The following is a 15,822-nucleotide window of genomic DNA, read 5'->3' as shown; positions in this document are numbered from 1 at the left end:
CCCTCACCGGCCGCGACGGCGGTCGAACGCCGCGAACAGCAGATACGCGAACAGCGCCGCTCCCGAGACTCCGAGGATTGCGCCGACCGCCGAGACGAGGTCGTGCCCGAGGAGCGCCCCGACCACCTGGAGACCGAGTCCGCCGCCGAGCAGTGCGATGGAGCCGAGCGCCGTCCGGTCGGACGCGAGCGGCCAGGTCCCGACCGCCGGCGGATAGAACTGGTACGCCGCCCCGACGACAGTCAGTCCGAGGAAGCCCACGAGCATGAGCCGGTAGTGGGCCCGGACCAGCGCGGGCTCGCGGGCGGTCACGGCCATCGCCAGCCCGAGTCCAACGCCGGCGACGCCGGCGACGGCCCCAAGCGCCACCGCGTAGAAGCCGACCCGGCGGCGGTCCGAGCGGGCGAACAGGACGAGATACGACACGGCGAACCCGAGGACGGCGACGGCCTCGACGACGCCGCCGACGAGCAGGACGGTCGGCGAGAACAGTCCGAACGCGAGCAGCGCCGGCCCGACGGCTCCGGTCAGTAACACGACCGCCACCAGTCGCCGCGGGGGCTCGGCGACGAGAAACCGGGGGAACAGGCGGAAGCCGACCCCGAAGACGAGCAGGGCGGCCGTCCCCGCCGCCAGCAGGTGCGAGCGCTGCTGGTCGGCGAGCCAGCCGGATCCGAACGCGCCCGCAAGCGCCGCGACGACGGCCAGCGACAGGTAGCCGAGCGCCACCGGTACGACCGCGTTCGCGCGCCTGTCGACCGGCCGCCGGTGGGCGTTCGCGTCACCGGTCCCCGTCGCCGCGCCGGTCGGATTGTCGCGGATCGTCCAGCCGAGCGTCCCGAGAAAGATCGCGACGCTGCCGGCCCACAGCGCCGTCCCCGCCGGGTCGAGCCACGCCGGCCCTGCCGGAGCCAGGGCCAGCGCGGCGGTCCCGGCGACCGACAGCGGCCACTGGATCGCGGGCGCGGTCGGCCACGCCAGCGACCGCTCGAAGTACGACGGCACGAGCGCGTAGGCCTTCCCGAACGCGACGTGCAGGACGAAGCCGTACAGCCCCAGGGTCACGACCGTCCGACGCGGCGCGCCCGCGGCTATCGCAAGCTGGACGCCGAGGAAAAACAGCGCGCCCGCCGCGACGAACCACCGCGAGGCGCGCGCTATCCCCATCTCACTCCGGCCGGACCGTGACGTGCCACTCCTCGTCGGCGATCTGTTCCGCCTCGTAGCTGAAGCCGCGCTCTTCGAGGACGCCGTACAGCGGAACCGGTTCGAAGCTGTTCACCAGCCGGAGCCGCTCGTCGCCCTCGATGGCGTCGAGCGCCTCCATGATGTCCGAGAACGGTTCGCCCTCGACGCGCCGCACGTCCAGTTCGCGAACGCCGCCCTGCGAGTCGGTGCTCATACCGATAGTCACGGCGGCAGTTCGTCAGGGGTTTGCCCCGAACGTGTTCGCCGCCGCGCCGGCCGACCGTCAGTACCGGTCGTCGCCGGTGTCGTCCCAGTCGCCCGTCGAGTCGTCGTCCCACGCGCTCGTCGAGTCGTCGTCCCAGCCGGTCGCAGAGTCGTCGTCCGTCTCACCCGCGACCCGGTCGGTGGACTCGTCGCGGACGCCTGTCGTGGCGTCAGTCCCCGCGCCGAACCCCGCTTCGGGCGCGAGCGGCGGTTCGCCGTACTCTTCCTCGTAGGCGTCTGCGAATCCCTCGGCCCAGATGTACATGATCCCCGACTGCCCGACGAACGCGACGAACGGCACGAGGAGGTAGCCGACGATGGTGAATCCGAGGACGCTGCTGACCGCCGAGACGATGATGTTGACCGCGAACGCCATGAGGACGGCCATCAGCATCGTTCGGTTCGTTACCACGGCCCGGAGCACGTCGAGGTCGAAGCCGGCGGCGATGCTGTCCTCCTTGACGAAGTTCCCCGTCGCGACCGGGAGGACCGCGGCCATCGCGAGCACGCCGGCGAGGTAGACGAGTCCGCCGACGAGCACGCCCAGCACCGCCAGCGCGCCCGACTCGCCCGCGATCCCCACGAACATCACCACGCCCGGAACGGCGAGGACGACGAGCAGTGCCAGCCCGTATCCCAGCACGACGACGGTGTGTCGGACCCCGTCGACGGTCGTCTCCACGAGGTCGAGGTCGCCCCACGCGGGCGGCGTCTCCGTCTCCCCGCGCATCACCCGGCGCATCACTTCCAGCATGTAGCCCTGGAAGGTGAACAGCGGGACGAGCAGGAACCCGAGAAAGAGCACGCCGCCGCCGATGGCCACGCGTTTCAGCCAGTCGTCGCCCTGCGTCTGATACCGGAGCGCGTCTTCTATCATATCAGTATCAGTCTCTGGTCTATTTTAAATAGGTTATGCTCGGCCTGAAAAATCAGTCACGCGGCCGCCGTTTACGTGTCGCAGACGAAACAGCCGTCCCGGTGATACAACTGCGAGCGGGTCCCCGCCGACGTCACTGCTCCGCGGAGGTCGCATCGACGAACGCGGCGCTCCCGACCGGTCGCCCGCAGACCGGGCAGCCGACCGCCAAGAGCCGCTCTCGAACCCCGCCGTCGACGACCGTGCTCGCCCCGCAGTCCGGGCAGGTAAAGCGGAAGTCTGCCATGTATCCGTCACCCCGTGGGGACGGACAAAGGACCGTCACCCCCGATTTGACGGTCCTATAGGGTCCTGCGCGCTCACTCGGACGGCGATCGGATTGAGATGGAGCGGTACAGACTCTCGCCCCTCGTCGTGGCTACGATGTATCGCAGACGGCGGAGGGGGCCGCCACGGTTGCGGCCGGGATTGTCAGAATGACCTCTATGGGTATATTTCTGAGATGCAGAAAAGGAGTCTCTGAGGGCTTGAGAGTGGTGAATTGGATGGGCTGGAAACCACCCGGAAAGGGAGTGGGCCAACTCGGATTTGAACCGAGAGCCTCCCGGTTATCAGCCGAGCGCTCAACCTGATTGAGCTATTGGCCCGGATGAGCGTATATTCCAGTACCCGAGGGGTATTGAAAAGGGTAACGTTTCGCGGGCGCCTGGGGATGTGAAACCGCGGCAGGGCTTCAGTGTTCGTCGCGTTCCTCGAAGTCGATATCGGTGGCGTCGTCGCGATCGAAGGACGAGCCGGAGCCGCCCGCGCCGCCGTCGGGGGCGTCGCCGGGGCCGGAGGGGCCGGCCGCGCCGGGACCCGCGGGACCGCCGTCCTCGTCGGGGAAGCCGCCGATGTACACCTGCCCGCTGGCGAAGCCGCCGGTCTTGGAGTCGATGTAGGGGCGGACGACCCAGCGGCGCGTGGCGACCCGGACCGGGTAGCGGGTGAGCGGGACTGCGAGCAGGAGGCCGACGAAGTCGGTCACGAGGCCGGGCGTGAGGAAGAACGCGCCGGCGGCGATGAGCAGTCCGCCGTCGACGAGTTCGTCGGTCGGGAGCTCGCCGGTCGCCAGCTTCTCCTGTATCGTCCGTAGCGTGGCACGCCCCTCGGCGCGGACGAGCAGCATTCCGACGAGCGCCGTCAGGACGACGAGGGCGACCGTGACGAGCGGGCCGAGATAGGGAATCGCCACCGTCACCAGCAGCACGATGTCGAACAGCGGGATGAGCAACAGCAGCCCGATGACCCGGAGCATACCACCGCTTGCAGGTCCGCCCCCAAACGCCTTTCGAGAGTGGCATCGCTTCGCGCCGATGACGTGCGCGCCCTCTGACGGCGGTGTCAGCGCTCGCGGACGCGAACTTCGACCGGTTCGGTGGGGCTGAGCGTGATCTGCATCGCCAGCGACAGCGGCGGCTCGGTCACTGCCTCGACGGCGTACTCCCGGGCGATGGTCGCCAGGGCGAGCTTGGCTTCCATTCGAGCGAAGCGCATCCCGATGCAGTGGCGCGGGCCGCCGCCGAAGGGGTAGTAGGCGTAGTCCGGCAGGGCGGCTTCGAGGCCGTCGATCCAGCGCTCGGGACGGAACGCGTCGGGCTCGTCGTACCAGCGCTCGTCGCGGTGGACGAGCCACTGCGGCAGGGTGAGCTGAGCTCCCGGCGAAATGTCGTAGCCGCCGAGCGTCACCGGCTCCGTCGGCTGACGGAAGACGGTGAACGCGGGCGGGTACAGCCGGAGGACCTCGTTCAGCACGGCGTCGAGGTAGGGCAGATCGAACAGGTCGTCTGGCGTCGGTCGGCGGTCACCGACCACGTCGTCGAGTTCGTCGTGCAGGCGCCCCTGGGCGTCGGGGTCGTTCGCGAGCAGGAGCCACGCGTAGGTGAGCGTCAGCGCCGTCGTGTCGTGGCCGGCGACGAGGAAGGTCAGGAGCTGGTGACCGAGACGCTCGCGGTCCATCGTCTCCTCGCCGAGCGAGAGCAGCAGGGAGAGCACGTCGTCGCGCTGGTCGCGGGCCGCGTCGTCCTCGCGCCTGCGGGCGGCGACGACCTCGTCCAGGGTGGCCTGGAAGTCGGCGAGTGAGCGAGTGACAGCGCGGTTCGTTTTCGTCGGAACCCACAGCGGGAGGTACGCGGACAGCGACCGGGGGTCGAGGCGATGGCGGAGCGCGTCGAGCAGGGGTTCCAGCGCGTCGGCTGTCGTCTCGATGTCCACGTCCAGCAGCGTCTTGCCGAGGATGTCGAGCGTCAGCGACTGCATGTGCGGGCGCACGTCGAGGCGCTGGCCGTCCGACCACTCTGCGGCGGTCCGCGCGGCGAAGTCGGTCATCGTCTCGCCGTAGGCGGCGATCCGTTCCCGGAAGAACGCCGGCTGGAGCGCCGTCCGCTGTTCGCGCCACTCCTCGCCCTCCAGCAGGAACAGCCCCTCGCCGATGAAGCGGCCGAGCGACCGCCGGAGGAGCGCGCCCTTCTCGTAGGACGCGGCGTCGGTGACGAGCACGCGCTCCACCAGGTCCGGGTGACAGACGAAGTAGCCAGTCGTCCCGGCGACGTTGTAGCCGACCACGTCGGCCGCGTGGTCGCCGGCGCGGTCGTAGAAGCCGAGCGGGTCCCGCAGCATCCCGACGGTGTTGTCGACGAGCGGGACGCGACCGAGGCGCGGCGGGCGGTCGCCGGGCGTGACCGGTTCGGACGGTTCGATCGAATCGCGGAGGGCGTCCATCGGCGACACTTGGGTCGCCCGGCCAATCGGTCTTTCGTCGGGAGCGGGGCCGTCGACAGTGCCTATGAGAGGGCCTTTGTACGCCCGCCGCCGAGGCCCCGTATGGACGAGTTCGCGAGCGAGACCAAAGTGGAGTGGCGCGAGTGGGGGCCCGACGCCTTCGACGCCGCCGCTGAGACCGGCAGGCCCGTGTTGCTGGCGCTGACCGTCCCGTGGAGCGCGGAGTGTCGCGAGATGGACCGCCGGACGTTCGGCGAGCCCCGCATCGCGGCCAACATCAACGACGGCTTCGTCCCCGTGCGCGTCGACGCGGACCGGAACCCCCGCGTCCGGGAGCGCTACACGATGGGCGGCTTCCCGTCGACGGTGTTTCTCACGCCCGACGGCGAGGTCATCACGGGCGCGACGTTCCTCGGCCCGGACGGCTTCCGCGGCATCCTCGACTCGGTCCGCGAGTCGTGGGACGCGCAGGGGGCCGCCGCCGGCTCCGTCCCGCGACAGCTCCAGGACGAGGCGCCGCCGGCGGGCGACCTGCGGCCGCGCATCGAGGAGCACATGGTCGAACAGCTGCTCGGCGCGTTCGACGACGAGTTCGGCGGCTGGGGCTCGGACGTGAAGTTCCCGCTGCCCCGGACCGTGGAGTTCGCGCTGGTCCGGGCGCGCGACCAGGCGACGCGGACGCTCGAGGCGATTCGCACGCACCTGCTCGACACCTACGACGGCGGCTTCTTCCGCTACGCGACCGAGCGCAACTGGGGGAACCCGCGGCGTGAGAAACTGCTGGACGAGAACGCCGCGCTGGTCCGGGCGTTCGCCCACGGCTACCGCTACACCGGGACCGAGGCCTACCGCGACGCCGCCCAGCGGACCGTCGACTACCTCACGACGACGCAGTGGACGGGCGAGGCCTTCGCGGCCAGCCAGGCCGGCGACGACGAGTACTACCGGTTGGAGGCGGCCGACCGCGAGGACCGGACGCCGCCCCACGTCGACGAGACGGTGTTCGCCGACCGGAACGGGCTGGCGGTCGACGCCCTGCTGTGGGTCACCGCCTACACCGACGACGAGCGCGCCCGGCAGTACGCCCAGCGAGCGCGCGACGCGGTCTGCGACACGCTCGTCGACGGCGGCGAGGTGGCCCACTACGACGGGCCGGCGAGCGACACGGGCCTCCTGCTCGACCAGGCCCGGCTCCTCCAGGGGCTGACGACGAGCTGGCAGGTGCTCGGCGAGCCCGGCCCCGCGAGGGCCGTCGCCGACTGGACCATCGAGCACCGCCAGCAGGACAGCGGCGCGTTCCGCGACGGCCCGGACTCGGGCGCGGGCCTCTGTGGCCGGTCGCTCCACCCGCTCGACGCGACGGTCGAACTCGCGGACGCGCTAGTGGACCTCGCGGCGCTGACCGGCGAGGAGCGGTACCACCGGACCGCGCTCGACGCGGTCGAGTCCTTCGCCGGTGCGGCCGAGCGGATGGGCGTCGAGGTGGCCGGCTACGCCGCCGTCGCGGCCCGCCTCCAGCACCCCCAGCGCCTCACCGTCGGCACGGAGGCCGGGACCGACCTCCACCGCGCCGCGCTCCGGATGGCCGACCACGAGACCACCGTCGTCCCCGACCCCGACGGCGACGGCACGGCGCGACTGCTCGACGGCGACGCCGTCGTCGCGGAGGGCGCGACGCCGGCCGAACTGGAAGGCGCGCTCACCGGCGCGGAGTGAGGCGGACCGCGGTCGTCTGACGCCCGCTGGACAACGGTCGAAAACGGAGACAAACGGTAAACATCCAATAAGTTTTTGCCGCGCTCCGCCGATGTGTGCGTATGTCGAGTCTCAGAGACCTCGGGCTCTCCGAGTACGAGGCCCGAGCGTATCGGTCGCTACTCGAAACCGGGCCGACAACGGCCAAAGAGTTGTCACGCGCCAGTGACGTTCCGATGGGGCGCATCTACGACGTGCTCAACAGCCTCGAGACCTACAATCTGATCCGCAGCCAGACCGCCAGCCGGCCGAAGAAGTACGTCGCGGTCGAGCCGGACACGGCGCTGGACCGACTGCTCGAGGACAAGAAGCGCGAACTCCAGGAGAAGGTCGACCAGTACGAGGACATCGTCGACGACCTGTCCTCGCAGCTCGAATCCGCCGAGCCGGTCGAGGAGCCGTTCTGGACGGCCGCGGTCGGACCGGACGACTCGCTGGACCTCCTCTTAGAGCGGCTGGCCGCCGCGGACCGGGAGATCGTCATGGTCGGCTCCGCGCCCGCCCGGCAGGTCGACATCCGGTCCGGGACCGAGCGCATCGTCGACGAACTCGAGGCCGCGCTGGAACGCGGCGTCGAGGTGTCTCTGCTCGTCCGTCCCGACCTCTTCGAGAACCTCCCCGAGGAAGCCAACCGCGAGTACTACGACCGCCTCTCGCCCTACGACAACTACAGCGCCCGCGCCAGCCCGAACATCACGACCACGTTCGAACTGCTCGACCAGATCGAGGTCTGTATCGAGGTCCCCCATCCGCTCGGCCGGGAGGAGACGTTCGGCGTCATCGACCTCAAGGACCCGGACTTCACCAGCGACATCAGCGACGCGTTCGCGGAACACTGGGCCGAGGCGACGCCCATCGGACCGCCGCGCTGAGCGCGCGTTCCTCAGTTCGCCCCGGATTCTCGCTCAGCGCTCGCCGTCTTCGACTTCCGCGCGCAGGTCGCCCAGTGCCGCCACGCGCTCGGCGTGGGCGTTGTGCTGGTGGATGGACTCGTCGTTGGACTGCTTCATGGTCACGATGGCGTCGTCGTCGAGGTCCGGGAACGTCTCGACGACGCCCTCGGCCAGTGCGCGCACGCAGTCCTCGACGAACTTGGCGTCCTTGTGGGCCTCGTAGGTCATGTGGTCCTCGTCGGGCCGCTTCGCGAGGTTGTAGATGCGGGCGCTCATCGAGTCCCGCGCGACCTCGATGAGGTCGTTCAGGTCGACCTCCGGCGCGCCGTCGCTCTCGACGGTCAGGGTGGCGTGGCCGCGCTGGGAATGGCCCGCCTGCGGGTTGGTCTCGAGGAACTCCTCGATGACGTCCTCCTCCACGTCGAGCTGACGGAGCGTCTGTCGGGCGCGGGAGGCGGACATCCCCTGCGAGCACGGACAGACCGTCATCCCGGTGACGCGAGCGCCGATCTCCTCGCTCGTCCCGTCTTCGGTCGCGGTCGCCGAGGCGATGATGTCGGCCGTCGACTGGGTGGCCATCCCCGACTCGGGGGTCTTCTCGTGGGTGACGTACTCGGCTTCCATCCGAACTTCCGCTTTCGTCGTGTAGTCGTGTTTCTCGAGCAGGAGTTCGGCGGCGTCGCCGCACACGTCTTCGACCCGGTAGGCCTCCTCGGCGACGGCGGTCTCGAGCGTCTCGTCGATGACCTCCATGTTGCGGGACATGTCCGCGCCCTTCCGCCAGGAGGGCAGGTCGACGAACACTTCGAACTCCGCCATGAGCACGATCGGGTCGCGGTCGCGACGCCCCAGCTTGACGAGCTTCTCGACGCCCGTCACACCGACGCGATTGAGGCCGACCGTTACGTCCGGACTCGACGCCTGCACGTCCGGGAGTTGTTGACTCATTGGCCTTCCTATGGAAGAGACTCGGTTAGTGCTTTCGAAAGGGACAGCCCCTCACGCGGACCGCAGTCCGTATCGTCGCCCGGCGCGACCATTGGATGCCGACCCGGCCTACGTCGTGTGGTCGGTCGCGCCACCGCTCCCGTCGTCGGTCTCGAACTCCCGGAACAGCGCCTCGAAGTCGGTCGCGTCGAACGACGCGCTAATTTCGTCTAGCTCTGATCGGACCGCCGTCAGTTCGGCTTCGAGGTCCGCGAACTCCTCGCTCTCTTCGAGGGCCGCGTCCGGTTTCGAGGACTGCAGGGCGGCGTACTTCGCAGTCAGCGAGTAACACTCGCGCAGCCGCTCCTCGTAGTCGGCGTAGCGCGTCAGGCGCTCGACCGTCTCGACGAGGTCGGCCTCCGTCACCGGCTTGACGACGTAGTCGTCGAAGGGCATCTCGATGATGTCGAAGTCCGGCTCCACGGCGGTGACCATCGCGACGCGCGCATCGTATCGGTCGTCGCGAATCGCCGACAGAACCTCGTCCCCGGTGCGGTCGGGCATCCGTCGGTCGAGCAAGACGACGTCGACGGACGGATTCAGCCGTTCGAGGGCCTCCTCGCCGCTGTAGGCCGTCTCGACCGTGTACCGTTCGCGCAGTTGTCGCGCATACGTGTCGGCCACGTCGGACTCGTCGTCGACCACGAGGACGTTCGCTCGCCGACTCTGTGACATTGATTACCACGTTCCGGGTAGAATAAGAAAAGGGTTCCGGGGGTTACGGCGGCCGTGTAGCCTGATTTAGCAAGGTATAGCTACTGACCGACGATGTCGTCGTAGCGTGCCCCGGTCTGTTTGAGCGTCTTTGTCGAGTACAGTCTGTCGTGGTCGTATGGGAGATACTCGCCGGCGAGTTCGTCGATCTTCTCGTCGACGGCGGCCGTTTCGCGCCCGTGAATCATCGTGAACAGATTGTACGACCAGCCCTGTTCCGGTCGCCGGGGGCGGTGATAGCAAAGCGTCACGTACGGGAGTTCGCCCACGGCCTCGCCGCGGTCGTCGAGCGCGCCGTCGGGCACGTCCCAGACGACCATGCAGTTGCTGTCGAACCCGGTCGCGATGTGGTTGACGACGCAGCCGATGCGCTTGATGCAGTGAGTGCGCTGGAGCCGTTCGATGGCGGACAGTACGTCGGCGACGTCCGCGTCGACGGCCTCGGCCACCTCGCGATACGGGGTCGCCACCAGCGGGAACCCGCCCTGGATTTCGAGCACGAGCCGCCTGTCGAGTGCCGAGAGGTCCGCGGCCGCGTCCTCGCTGATGCGCGTGGCGCTCGCGTCAGTCTGGCCCAGGCGCTCGCTCGCACGCTCGCTACGTCCCGCGCCCGTCTCCCGGGCGAACCGGTCGCCGTTCACGACCGGGAACTCCAGGTCGATGTAGTAGTCGGTCAGCATCGGGAGGACGAGCACCGAACACCCCGTCCGCGCCTCGATGTCTGCCAGGATCTCGTCGCGGCGCTGTCTGGACCCCGCGGTGACGACGAACCACATGTTCCACTCGTGGTCGCGGGCGTAGTTGTGGTTGACCTGCCGGTACCCGTTTATCACCTCGGCGATCTCGTCGAAGCGGTCCTCGGGCGCGCTGACGGCCGCGAGCGTCGAGGACCCGATGACCGGCGGATTGAGAACCGGACCGAACCGACGGAAGACGCCGTCGTCGCGGAGCCGTTCGACCCGGTCGAGCGCCTCGTCGCCGGACACGCCGAGCGCGTCGCCGACGGCCTCGAACGGTCGCTCCTCGATCGGGAACCCGCTCTGGAACTCGTCGATGAGGGCGGCGTCTACCTCGTCGATGCGCTCGCGCCAGTCGCCCGACTGGAGGCTCATTGGTCTCCGTTAGGAAGCAAACGGTGTATCCCTTTCGGGAGACGGGCCAGTTCCCGCAAATTGAGAACGAAACGCAGGGGCTTTTGGACTCGCGCCCGAACGCGTTCGCATGGCACAAGCGACCCGGGAATACGGCGAATGGCCGCTCAAACGACTCGTGACGGAAGTCGTCGGCTCGGGACCGAAGTCGGCCGACGACATGACCCGCGACCAGGCCCGGGAGGCGTTTCAGCGAATCCTCGGCGGCGAACCGGACCACACGACGCTGGGCTCGTTCTGGCTCGCCAACCGCTGGAAGCGAAACAACCCGGAGGAACTCGGCGCGTACGTCGACGTGATGGCCGAGGAGTCGGTCGCGACGGCCGAACCCGACGCCGACCCCGTCGACTGCGGAGCCAACTACGACGGGAAGGGGCGCTCTGCCATCCTCGGGGTCGCCGCGGGCGTCGTCGCCGCCGCGGCGGGCACGCCGATCGTCGTCCACTCCGGCGACCGCGTCCCGACACAGAAGCAGGACGCCTACAAGCACGTCCTCGACGAACTCGGCGTCCGGACCGAACTCGACCCGCAGGAGAGCGCCGACATGGTCGACGACGTCGGCTTCGGCTTCTACTACCAGCCCGCGTTCAACCCCGGTATCGACGCCCTGTTCGACCGCCGTGACAACATGGGCGTCCGGACGTTCGTCAACACCGTCGAGACGCTCGCGAACCCCGCGAACGCCAGCGTCCACCTCGGGAGCTTCTACCACCTCGCCTTCGCGAAGAAGATGGTCCGTACCCTGAAAGAGTCAGAGACCACGTCGGTCGAGCGAGCGCTGTTCTTCCAGGGGATGGAGGGCTACGACGACGTGCGCCCCGGCGAGACCATCGTCGCCGAGTGGCCCGTCGAGGGCGACGACGCCGACGATGACGACATCGCCGACTTCGAGATCCGGACCGGCGACTACGGCATGGACATCGAGAGCGAGGACCTCGGCGTCGAGGAGGTGGCCGCGCAGTCCGCCGAGATCACCGAGGCCGTCGTGGCCGGCGACCGCGACGACGGCTTCGCGGACGCCGTGGCGCTCAACGCCGCGCTCCGCAGCTACGCCCGCGAGGACGCCGACAGCATTCAGGACGGACTTGACCAGGCCCGCGCGGCTATCGACGACGGCAGCGCCGCCGACACGCTCGACGCGCTCCGGTCGTTCTGACGGATCAGCCAGTCGCGAAGCGAATCGACCCGCACCGTTTTCCGTCGGCGGACCAACTACGGAGCGATGGAACCGCCCGGCGAGCGCGACGACGCGACCGACTGGACCGTCTCCGCGGCTGACACGCCGGGCGCCCACGGCTGGGTCGACGCCGACGGCGTTCGCTTGCACGCCGTCACCGCCGGACCGAAAGACGGCCCGCTGGTGCTCCTGCTCCACGGATTTCCCGAGTTCTGGTACGCCTGGCGCCACCAGCTCCCGGCGCTGGCGGCGGCGGGATACCGCGTGATCGCGCCGGACCTCCGCGGCTACAACTGCTCCGAGAAGCCGTCCGGCGTCGACGCCTATCACCTCGACGAACTGGTCGGCGACGTGGCGGACCTCGTTGCGGCGTTTGATCGCGACCGCGCACACGTGGTCGGACACGACTGGGGCGGACTGATCGCCTGGCAGGCGGCTATCGACCGACCCGACGTCGTCGACCGGCTCGCGGCGCTGAACGCGCCGCACCCCTCCGCCTACGAGCGGGCGCTGCGGACCTCGCCGACGCAGGTGCTCCGCTCGTGGTACGTGGGCGTCGCGCAGCTCCCGGCGCTGCCGGAGGCGGCGATGCGGGCGCGGGACTTCGCGCTGCTGGAGCGACTGCTCAGGACGGGGCCGACCCGATCCGACGCGTTTACCGACACCGACGTGGCTCGGTACAAGCGCGCGCTGGGCCGGCCGGGCGCGCTGACGGCCGCACTCAACTACTACCGATCGATCGCCCAGCGCAACGCGTGGCTGACAGTCACGCGAGGCGGCGTCGGCGACCTCCCGGTCGACGCGCCGACGCTGCTCGTCTGGGGCGAGCGCGACGACGCCCTGAGCGTCTCGCTCACGGAGGGCCTGGACCGCTGGGTGCCTGACTGCCGGGTCGAGCGGCTCCCCGAGGCGAGCCACTGGGTGCAGGCCGACGCGCCCGAGCGGGTGACGGATCTGCTGCTGTCGCATCTCACGCAGTAGCGAACAGCCGACGCGCTCGGGCGCGCGGCGGTGCGTCGGACTCCCGCTCGCCGCCGCGCGGTGGCGTTCAGGACACGGCGGCGCTGGCCCCGCCCCGGTACAAGAACCCTTGTCCGGTGGGCGCGTAGTGGGCAGGCTTTTCTGCCGGGCAATCCTCCGGACGGGTATGAGCGATCTGACCGCGACCCTGCACACGACAGCGGGCGACATCGAGGTGGAACTGTACGACGAGCGCGCGCCGACGACCGTCGAGAACTTCGTGGGCCTGGCCGAGGGAGCAGACGACTACGACGGGACCGACGTCGGTCCGGGAACCGGTGCGTGGGCCGACCCCGAGTCCGGCGAGAAGCGGATCGATCCGCTGTACACCGACGTCGAGATCCACCGCGTCATCGACGACTTCATGATCCAGATGGGCGACCCGACCGGGACCGGCCGCGGCGGCCCCGGCTACTCCTTCGACGACGAGTTCCACGACGACCTCACCCACGACGGCCCGGGCGTCCTCAGCATGGCCAACAGCGGCCCGAACACCAACGGCTCGCAGTTCTTCATCACGCTCGACGCCACGCCTCATCTCGACGGCAAGCACGCCGTCTTCGGACAGGTAACCGACGGGATGGACGTGGTCGAGGAGATCGGCGGCGTCGACACCGACCCGCGGGACGCCCCGAACAAGGAGATGCTGCTCGAATCCGTCGAAATCCACCGATAAGGCCGTCAGCGACGAGACGAAGTCAGTTCCAGTCGGGACTCGACCCCTGCTGCGGACCGGACCGCGACAGCCGTTTTCTGAGGTACCGCGCGACCGGGAACAGCCGCTCGCTCAGCCGGCCGGAGACGCCTGTCTGGCTGGCGTAGACGAGGACCGGAACGTCTCGCTCGGCGGCGAGTGCGATGACCTCGTCCGGCGTGCTCCCGAACAGCGCCTGTCTGAGCCAGCGGTCCCGCGACGCGCCGATGACCAGCACGCCGCCGTTCTCCGCCGCGGTCTCCACGAGGCCGTCGGCGACTGAGCCGGCCCGGACGTTGTGGACCTGCGTCGTCTCGACGCCTTCGAGCGCGTCGAGCGTCGTCCCGGAGGCCTCGTTCGTCCCCTCGTCTTCGGTGCTGACGTTGATGAGATGGAGTTCGCTCCCCTGCTGGCCGAGCGCGTTCACGAGCGGGAGCACGGCCTGGTGGTGCGGGCCGCCGCCCGCACCGATGTTGATGACGTCGAGGTCGTCCGCGGACGTGGTCTTGTCGGCGAAGAACACGTCGCAGGGGGCTTCGCGCTCGACGGTCTCGGTCACGTCCTGATGGCGCTCGGGGTAGCCCATGAGGACGAGATCGGCGTCGTCGTCTCGCGCCGTCTGCAGGATGTCGAAGGCCACGTCACGGCAGGTGTGTCCTTCGATGTGCAGTTCGGCACCGTAGTCGTTCTCGTCCAGTTCCGACCGGATGCGTTCGGTGCGAGCCTTCGCCGTCTCCTGAACGGACTCCCAGGGCGTCTGGTCGGGCACCTGGGTCACGTTGAGGACGTGGACGATCGGGTCCTCGTCGGACACCTTCGCGAGCGCCGCCGCGAGTTCGACGTAGCGGACGGCGCGGTCCGGCCGCGCGATAGGGACGAGGACGCGGAAGCCGCCGGTCTCGGCGGCCGCTTCGCCCTCGCTCCCGTCCGCCGCGCTCGACGCCGGCGTCTCCGGGACCACCTCGCGGAGCAGGTCCTCTGTCTCCGGCGCACCGCCCCAGGCGAGGTACGCGACGACCATCGCGCCCGTCAGCACCAGCCCGGTCACGACGCCTTTCGGCGGGAGGTTGTAGATGAGGCCGAGGTTCGCGAGCACGCCGATCACCGGGACGACCGGGACGCCGGGGACGCGGAAGCCGCGCGTGATGTCCGGGAACCGCCGTCGGGAGTAGATGAGCGCGACGTTGACGACGGCCAGCGGCAAGAGGAGATTCAGCGTCGCGAAGCCGGTCAGGGCGTTCAGCCCGAGATGGAGGCCGAGGCCGTCGAGTAGACCGCCCTCGGCGGGGAACAGCGCGATGAAGAACACGATGAGCGCGACGATGGTCGCCGTCGCGGTGGCCACGCTCCAGGACGGCGTCCCGTAGTCCGGGTGGATGCGCGAGAACCGCCGCGGGGCCTGTCCGCGGGTCCCCATCAGCGAGCCGATGCTGCTCGCGGCGAGGATCGACGCGTTCGAGGCCGACACCATCGAGAAGATGGCGCCCGCGACGATGAGGCTCTCACCGATGCTCCCGAGGAACGAGGCGGCGACGCGGCCCATCGCCGTCTCGCCCTCCTGAGCGATGATTTCTGCGGGGACCGGCGAGTTCACCATCGCGATGATGACGAACGCGTAGAGGACCGTCACCGTGAGGATGCTCGCGGCGATGGCGCGCGGGACGGTCCGCTTCGGTTTGATGATCTCGCCCGCGCTGGCCGCGATTGCCGAGAAGCCGAAGAACGTGATGAACGCCAGTGCGGAGATGGCGAGGATGTCGACCGGGCCGCCGCCGAAGTTTCCGGCGAACTTCCCCACGGCCGCCGAGGGCCCGCGGAAGGCGAACGCGCCGCCGATGAACGCGAGCAGGACGGCGACCTTCGCGCCCGTGACGATGAGCTGGAAGCTCCCGCTCTCCTCCGTCCCGCGGGCGTTGAGGATCCCGAGCAGGAGCGCCGTCGCCACGCCGGCGGTCCCGTGTGGCAGGAAGTGCAGCGATTCGGGGAGGATAAAGCGGACGACCCACTCGTCCATCGTCGCGAGGTAGAACGCCGTCGTGCCGGTGTAACCGAGAAACAGCGACATCCCGATGCTGTACGTCAGCAGGTCCCGGTCCTCGAATGTCCGCGAACAGAAGAGGTAGCCGCCGCCGTTCTCGGAGTAGACGGATGCGAACTCGGAGTACGCGGCGGCGGTGACCCCCGCGATGACGGCGGCGATGACGAACGCGATGACGGCGCTCGACCCGATGGCTGCGACGGCAGTGCCCGACAGGGAGAAGATCCCGGCGGCGATCATCGTCCCCAGCCCGATCGCGAACGCGATCTTGAAGTCTAGCGTTCGTGTGTGCTCGACCATTCGT

Annotated in this window: 15 protein-coding genes and 1 tRNA gene; 5 read left to right on the top strand and 11 right to left on the bottom strand. The window is 69.3% G+C overall.

Translation table 11 applies throughout. The features are described 5' to 3' along the window. Window positions 1-3: 3 nt before the first annotated feature. From GM656_RS02980 to GM656_RS02950, 7 genes are all read right to left on the bottom strand, one after another. Complete coding sequence (locus GM656_RS02980; RefSeq protein ID WP_162412161.1) at window positions 4-1,167, bottom strand: hypothetical protein; 1,164 nt, start codon at window positions 1,165-1,167, stop codon at window positions 4-6. 1 nt (window position 1,168) lies between these two features. After that, window positions 1,169-1,402 (bottom strand): DUF2249 domain-containing protein, encoded by a 234-nt coding sequence (locus tag GM656_RS02975; protein WP_162412160.1) that lies wholly within the window; start codon window positions 1,400-1,402, stop codon window positions 1,169-1,171. Between the two features lie 69 nt (window positions 1,403-1,471). Next, the gene (locus tag GM656_RS02970) at window positions 1,472-2,329 is read right to left on the bottom strand and encodes a DUF4013 domain-containing protein (protein WP_162412159.1); all 858 of its coding nucleotides are present in this window, start codon (window positions 2,327-2,329) and stop codon (window positions 1,472-1,474) included. Between the two features lie 133 nt (window positions 2,330-2,462). Further along, entirely contained in the window at window positions 2,463-2,615 is a 153-nt protein-coding gene (locus tag GM656_RS02965) for a DUF7560 family zinc ribbon protein (RefSeq protein ID WP_162412158.1), read from the bottom strand. A 287-nt stretch (window positions 2,616-2,902) separates the two neighbouring features. Further along, window positions 2,903-2,976: transfer RNA gene (locus tag GM656_RS02960), tRNA-Ile, on the bottom strand. Between the two features lie 86 nt (window positions 2,977-3,062). Next, entirely contained in the window at window positions 3,063-3,626 is a 564-nt protein-coding gene (locus tag GM656_RS02955) for an FxsA family protein (protein WP_162412157.1), read from the bottom strand. 86 nt (window positions 3,627-3,712) lie between these two features. Next, window positions 3,713-5,089: a cytochrome P450 gene (locus tag GM656_RS02950; RefSeq protein ID WP_162412156.1), complete on the bottom strand. Its 1,377-nt coding sequence runs from the start codon at window positions 5,087-5,089 to the stop codon at window positions 3,713-3,715. Between the two features lie 102 nt (window positions 5,090-5,191). Here GM656_RS02950 and GM656_RS02945 point away from each other — a divergent pair, with 102 nt between their 5' ends. Both GM656_RS02945 and GM656_RS02940 read left to right on the top strand, forming a co-directional pair. After that, the gene (locus GM656_RS02945) at window positions 5,192-6,805 is read left to right on the top strand and encodes a DUF255 domain-containing protein (RefSeq protein WP_162412155.1); all 1,614 of its coding nucleotides are present in this window, start codon (window positions 5,192-5,194) and stop codon (window positions 6,803-6,805) included. A gap of 101 nt (window positions 6,806-6,906) precedes the next feature. Further along, entirely contained in the window at window positions 6,907-7,716 is an 810-nt protein-coding gene (locus GM656_RS02940) for a TrmB family transcriptional regulator (protein ID WP_162412154.1), read from the top strand. 33 nt (window positions 7,717-7,749) lie between these two features. Here the strand turns inward: GM656_RS02940 and mptA are convergent, their stop codons facing one another. From mptA to ahbB, 3 genes are all read right to left on the bottom strand, one after another. Next, window positions 7,750-8,685: a GTP cyclohydrolase MptA gene (mptA, locus tag GM656_RS02935; RefSeq protein WP_162412153.1), complete on the bottom strand. Its 936-nt coding sequence runs from the start codon at window positions 8,683-8,685 to the stop codon at window positions 7,750-7,752. Window positions 8,686-8,793: 108 nt separating this feature from the next. After that, window positions 8,794-9,399 (bottom strand): response regulator, encoded by a 606-nt coding sequence (locus tag GM656_RS02930; RefSeq protein WP_162412152.1) that lies wholly within the window; start codon window positions 9,397-9,399, stop codon window positions 8,794-8,796. Between the two features lie 80 nt (window positions 9,400-9,479). Beyond that, the gene (gene ahbB, locus GM656_RS02925) at window positions 9,480-10,550 is read right to left on the bottom strand and encodes a siroheme decarboxylase subunit beta (protein ID WP_162412151.1); all 1,071 of its coding nucleotides are present in this window, start codon (window positions 10,548-10,550) and stop codon (window positions 9,480-9,482) included. Window positions 10,551-10,659: 109 nt separating this feature from the next. Between ahbB and GM656_RS02920 the strand changes: the two genes are divergently transcribed. The 3 genes from GM656_RS02920 (at window position 10,660) to GM656_RS02910 (ending at window position 13,462) form a co-directional block, all read left to right on the top strand. Then, window positions 10,660-11,745, top strand: coding sequence for an anthranilate phosphoribosyltransferase (locus tag GM656_RS02920; protein ID WP_162412150.1), 1,086 nt, complete (start codon window positions 10,660-10,662; stop codon window positions 11,743-11,745). Window positions 11,746-11,811: 66 nt separating this feature from the next. Beyond that, window positions 11,812-12,747, top strand: a complete 936-nt coding sequence (locus GM656_RS02915; RefSeq protein WP_162412149.1) for an alpha/beta fold hydrolase — start codon at window positions 11,812-11,814, stop codon at window positions 12,745-12,747. Between the two features lie 166 nt (window positions 12,748-12,913). Continuing rightward, a complete protein-coding gene (locus GM656_RS02910) occupies window positions 12,914-13,462 on the top strand; it encodes a peptidylprolyl isomerase (protein ID WP_162412148.1) in 549 nt (182 codons plus the stop codon). 22 nt (window positions 13,463-13,484) lie between these two features. On the opposite strand, the gene GM656_RS02905 is transcribed toward GM656_RS02910, so the two are convergent. Next, window positions 13,485-15,818, bottom strand: coding sequence for an amino acid permease (locus GM656_RS02905; protein ID WP_162412147.1), 2,334 nt, complete (start codon window positions 15,816-15,818; stop codon window positions 13,485-13,487). Between the last annotated feature and the right edge of the window lie 4 nt (window positions 15,819-15,822).

This window comes from Haloarcula salina (assembly GCF_010119195.1).
GTDB classification, from domain to species: domain Archaea; phylum Halobacteriota; class Halobacteria; order Halobacteriales; family Haloarculaceae; genus Haloarcula; species Haloarcula salina.
Note: the sequence above shows the minus strand (reverse complement) of the source record. Positions and strands in the feature narration are given on the sequence as shown.

What these genes read in the sequence shown, in the direction of transcription:
- GM656_RS02980 (WP_162412161.1), bottom strand. Translation starts at nt 1,167, where the DNA reads ATGGGGATAGCGCGCGCCTCGCGGTGGTTCGTCGCGGCGGGCGCGCTG.
- GM656_RS02975 (WP_162412160.1), bottom strand. Translation starts at nt 1,402, where the DNA reads ATGAGCACCGACTCGCAGGGCGGCGTTCGCGAACTGGACGTGCGGCGC.
- GM656_RS02970 (WP_162412159.1), bottom strand. Translation starts at nt 2,329, where the DNA reads ATGATAGAAGACGCGCTCCGGTATCAGACGCAGGGCGACGACTGGCTG.
- GM656_RS02965 (WP_162412158.1), bottom strand. Translation starts at nt 2,615, where the DNA reads ATGGCAGACTTCCGCTTTACCTGCCCGGACTGCGGGGCGAGCACGGTC.
- GM656_RS02955 (WP_162412157.1), bottom strand. Translation starts at nt 3,626, where the DNA reads ATGCTCCGGGTCATCGGGCTGCTGTTGCTCATCCCGCTGTTCGACATC.
- GM656_RS02950 (WP_162412156.1), bottom strand. Translation starts at nt 5,089, where the DNA reads ATGGACGCCCTCCGCGATTCGATCGAACCGTCCGAACCGGTCACGCCC.
- GM656_RS02945 (WP_162412155.1), top strand. Translation starts at nt 5,192, where the DNA reads ATGGACGAGTTCGCGAGCGAGACCAAAGTGGAGTGGCGCGAGTGGGGG.
- GM656_RS02940 (WP_162412154.1), top strand. Translation starts at nt 6,907, where the DNA reads ATGTCGAGTCTCAGAGACCTCGGGCTCTCCGAGTACGAGGCCCGAGCG.
- mptA (WP_162412153.1), bottom strand. Translation starts at nt 8,685, where the DNA reads ATGAGTCAACAACTCCCGGACGTGCAGGCGTCGAGTCCGGACGTAACG.
- GM656_RS02930 (WP_162412152.1), bottom strand. Translation starts at nt 9,399, where the DNA reads ATGTCACAGAGTCGGCGAGCGAACGTCCTCGTGGTCGACGACGAGTCC.
- ahbB (WP_162412151.1), bottom strand. Translation starts at nt 10,550, where the DNA reads ATGAGCCTCCAGTCGGGCGACTGGCGCGAGCGCATCGACGAGGTAGAC.
- GM656_RS02920 (WP_162412150.1), top strand. Translation starts at nt 10,660, where the DNA reads ATGGCACAAGCGACCCGGGAATACGGCGAATGGCCGCTCAAACGACTC.
- GM656_RS02915 (WP_162412149.1), top strand. Translation starts at nt 11,812, where the DNA reads ATGGAACCGCCCGGCGAGCGCGACGACGCGACCGACTGGACCGTCTCC.
- GM656_RS02910 (WP_162412148.1), top strand. Translation starts at nt 12,914, where the DNA reads ATGAGCGATCTGACCGCGACCCTGCACACGACAGCGGGCGACATCGAG.
- GM656_RS02905 (WP_162412147.1), bottom strand. Translation starts at nt 15,818, where the DNA reads ATGGTCGAGCACACACGAACGCTAGACTTCAAGATCGCGTTCGCGATC.